This window comes from Legionellales bacterium (genome assembly GCA_026125385.1).
Taxonomy (GTDB): Bacteria; Pseudomonadota; Gammaproteobacteria; order JAHCLG01; family JAHCLG01; genus JAHCLG01.
In genome coordinates, this window is the sequence record JAHCLG010000062.1 from 1 (window position 1) to 3,649 (window position 3,649).

Annotated in this window: 3 protein-coding genes; all 3 read left to right on the forward strand. The window is 38.6% G+C overall.

Annotated elements, in window-relative coordinates; genetic code table 11:
• Positions 1 to 27: 27 nt before the first annotated feature.
• Entirely contained in the window at positions 28 to 2,337 is a 2,310-nt protein-coding gene (locus KIT27_12300) for a cbb3-type cytochrome c oxidase subunit I (GenBank protein MCW5590427.1), read from the forward strand.
• Positions 2,327 to 3,217: an iron-sulfur cluster repair di-iron protein gene (gene ric, locus KIT27_12305; GenBank protein MCW5590428.1), complete on the forward strand. Its 891-nt coding sequence runs from the start codon at positions 2,327 to 2,329 to the stop codon at positions 3,215 to 3,217. Before KIT27_12300 ends, ric begins: the two co-directional genes overlap by 11 nt.
• Before the next feature lie 11 nt (positions 3,218 to 3,228).
• Positions 3,229 to 3,649 (forward strand): DUF488 domain-containing protein (locus KIT27_12310; protein MCW5590429.1); only part of this gene is annotated, 421 nt, incomplete at its 3' end.

The window sequence follows — 3,649 nt, forward strand, 5'->3', positions numbered from 1 at the left end:
CCTATTTATTAACAGGAACTAAGATACATGAATAAAGCGTTAAATATCAATGAAGCACTAAAGGTGGATTATTCACCGGATAAAATCACCACGATATTAAAATGGTTATTGCTAATAGTCGCACTTGCGTGCTTTGGAGCATTAATTTGGGGCACTTATATTACTTATCAACAAGCACCGCCCTTACCGAATAGTTTTAATACGCCATCTAACAAAATTATTTTAAGCAAGGAAAACATTGTTGCCGGTAAAAGTGGATTTCAGCGTGCCGATTTAATGGATTATGGCAGTCTCTATGGTATGGGTTCTTATTTTGGCGAAGATTATACGGCTAAATATTTAGTAAAACTCGGTCAGTTAACACAAGATGAACTTGCCAAGGAACAATTTAAGCAACTGTTTTCTGTGCTGTCCAAAGAACAGCAATATGTTATTCAACAACAAATGCAACAAATATTACAAACGGTGAAATTAAACACATCCGTTGCGGTTATTCCTACCGCATTAGCCAATGCGATCACAACACTGCGTGCGCAAATTATTCAGGAATTATTAACCAACAATTTTGCAGCAGGTTGGACGAAAGCGTACAGTTTGAATTCTACCAGCGCCGCGCAAACAGCCGATTTTCTGATCTATTCGTCACTGACCACCGTGGCGCATCGTCCAGGTGAAAATTTTTCTTATACCAATAATTGGCCGTATGAACCTTCTGTGGGGAATGTGCCCACGACTGGAACCTTTACCTGGACATGGGTTTCCTTTTGTTTCATATTTTTTGGGTTTGGCGCTATTTTATTTATTTTTCATCGTTATTTTAGTGAAAGCGATCACACATCGGCATCTGCCTTTTTCACTGACTATCAGCCGTTAACGACTAGTCAAAAGAAAGTGTGGCGTTATTTTTTGTTAGTCGCCTTAGTACTTTTAGTACAAATCGGTGTAGGGGCTATTCTTGCTCATTATTATTCAGAGCGCGCTGATTTTTATGGCATTAATTTAGCGACAATTTTGCCGTTTAATTTCTTGCGTGATATTCATATTCAAACGCCTATCGTCTGGATAGGACTTTCTTGGATAGCATCCGCTTTATTTTTGGCACCTATCATCAGTGGCAGTGAAGCAAAAGGACAAGGATTATTAGTCGATGTTTTATTTTGGGTAACCTTACTGATTGTTGCCGGTGCCATTATCGGTGACTATTTAGGCATTATGAATATTATTCAAACCAAATGGTTTTGGTTTGGTAATCAAGGTCTATCCTATATTCAATTAGGTCGGGCTTGGCAAATTGGATTTGCGATTGGTCTTGTATTATGGAGTGTAATGATTTTCAGAAGTTTATGGCCGAGTTTAACCCGCTTAAAAAAAGCGACCTACGAATTTTGGACAGGGAAAATTCATTTAGAGCATTTATTTTGGGCCAGTACGATTAATATCGCGGTGCTTTATTGGTTTGGCATGATCCCACTGACAGGTGTTGAGAAATCTTTCACGATTACAGATTTTTGGCGTTGGTGGGTGGTGCATTTGTGGGTAGAGCAATCCTTTGAATTTTTTGCGGTAACGGTGATCGCTTATTTGCTCATGGGTGTGGGCTTAGTTTCACGCCGATTAGCAGAACGCACCGTATTTTTAGAAATTATTCTTATTTTCTTAGGTGGTGTATTAGGTACTGGTCATCATTGGTATTGGGTGGGCGAACCCGCGATGTGGTTAGCATTAGGCAGTGTGTTTTCCTTTATTGAGGTATTGCCATTGCTACTGTTAATTATCGAAGCGACTACCCAACATAGCTTAATTAAAAACCTAGAAAAATTTCCATACCGTTTAGCTTACTTATACATTATCGGCTCTGCATTTTGGAATTTTGTCGGTGCTGGCGTATTTGGTGGTGGCACCATTAATGCTCCTTTAATTAATTATTACGAACATGCAACCTTTTTAACCTTAAATCACGCGCATACCGCTTTATTTGGTGCGTTTGGATTGTTGGCATTAGGCATGATTTATTTCTGTTTACGTTACGCCGCGGGTGACAATAATACGTGGAGTGATCGTCTCGGTCTATGGGCATTTTGGTGTTACAACATTGGATTAGTGTTATGGATTTTACTGAATTTCTTTCCTATTGGCTGGCTACAATTAAATGCGGTCTATGAACATGGATTAGCGTATGCCAGAAGTTTAGCTTTTTATAATACGACCTTGTTATGGCAATGGTTACGCTTACCTGGTGATGTGGTATTTGCCGCCGGCGCATTACTCATGGGTTACGATTTTATTATTAAATTAAAACCGTTTTTAACACAGCGAGGTATTGAGCATGGAAACTGAAACCGTATCATTCAACAATGAAACATACTCATGTAACGAATGCTGTAAATTGGCACCAACACCGAACGCCTATACTTTTGAAATGGCGGATTACGTATTACATTTTTGTGGCTTAGACTGCTATGAACAATGGTTAAAGAAAGACCTTGTTGTAAACGATGATTACCCACCTGTACTTGATAAAACCGTAGGCAATTTAGTCAAAGAACATCCTGCCTTAGCCAAAGTATTTGAAGCCTTATCAATTGATTACTGTTGTGGCGGAAACGTGACATTAAAGGAGATCTGCACTCGACACAATCTACTGCCCTCAACGGTGATAAAGCAGATATTCAGCGTACTGCATGAAAATAAAGAATCTTCAGAACAACGCTTAGATGAATTATCTACCTCTGAACTTATCCAGCACATTCTGGATAAACATCATAATTATCTTCACACGGCGTTGCCTCGTTTAAAAATATTAATGGATAAAGTAGTTAAAGCACATAGCAAAAATCATCCAGAATTATTACCCATGAACGATCTTTATACCGCATTTTACCGTGAAATGGAGCAACATTTGCTGTTAGAGGAGAATACCGTTTTCCCTCAATTGCTTAAAATCGGATCTACAAATCATAGTAACGAATTTACTGAGGTCGAAATAAAAAAATATATCAATGAGCTTAAGGAAGAGCATCAAAAGGCAGGGGATGATTTAAAAAGCTTAAGACAATTAAGTCATTATTATTTACTACCAAAAGATGCTTGTAACACTTATCGAGCACTGTTAAGTGGATTGGCTGAGATGGAAAAGGACATATTTCAACATGTGCATTTAGAAAATAACATTCTTTTACCGCGTATCATTAATATGATCCAAAGTACTCACGCATAAAGAGATTGGCGATGCCGACACTCTATACGATTGGTCACTCGACACATACTTTGAAAGAATTTAAAGCTATTTTACGAGCGCATAACATTACTCACGTAATCGACATACGCTCTATTCCTAAGTCACGACATGTGCCTTGGTTTAATGAAAATAGGCTAAAGATAGCACTCAAAACGATTAATATTACGTATCGTCATATGGGCGCACTAGGTGGACTTCGTCACACGAATAAAGACTCTATCAATCAGGGTTGGCGCAATAAAAGTTTTCGAGGATATGCTGATTACATGCAAACAGCAGCGTTCTTTTCTGCGTTGAAAGAGTTAAATAAACTTTTAAACAAGAGAAGAAAGATCGCAATTATGTGTGCTGAAGCCATTCCGTGGCGTTGTCATCGTTCGTTAGTTGCCGATGCAGAAGTGATCCGCGATA

Bases quoted from the DNA above. Each gene is read 5' to 3' on its own strand.
- KIT27_12300 (MCW5590427.1), top strand. From the start codon at position 28: ATGAATAAAGCGTTAAATATCAATGAAGCACTAAAGGTGGATTATTCA.
- ric (MCW5590428.1), top strand. From the start codon at position 2,327: ATGGAAACTGAAACCGTATCATTCAACAATGAAACATACTCATGTAAC.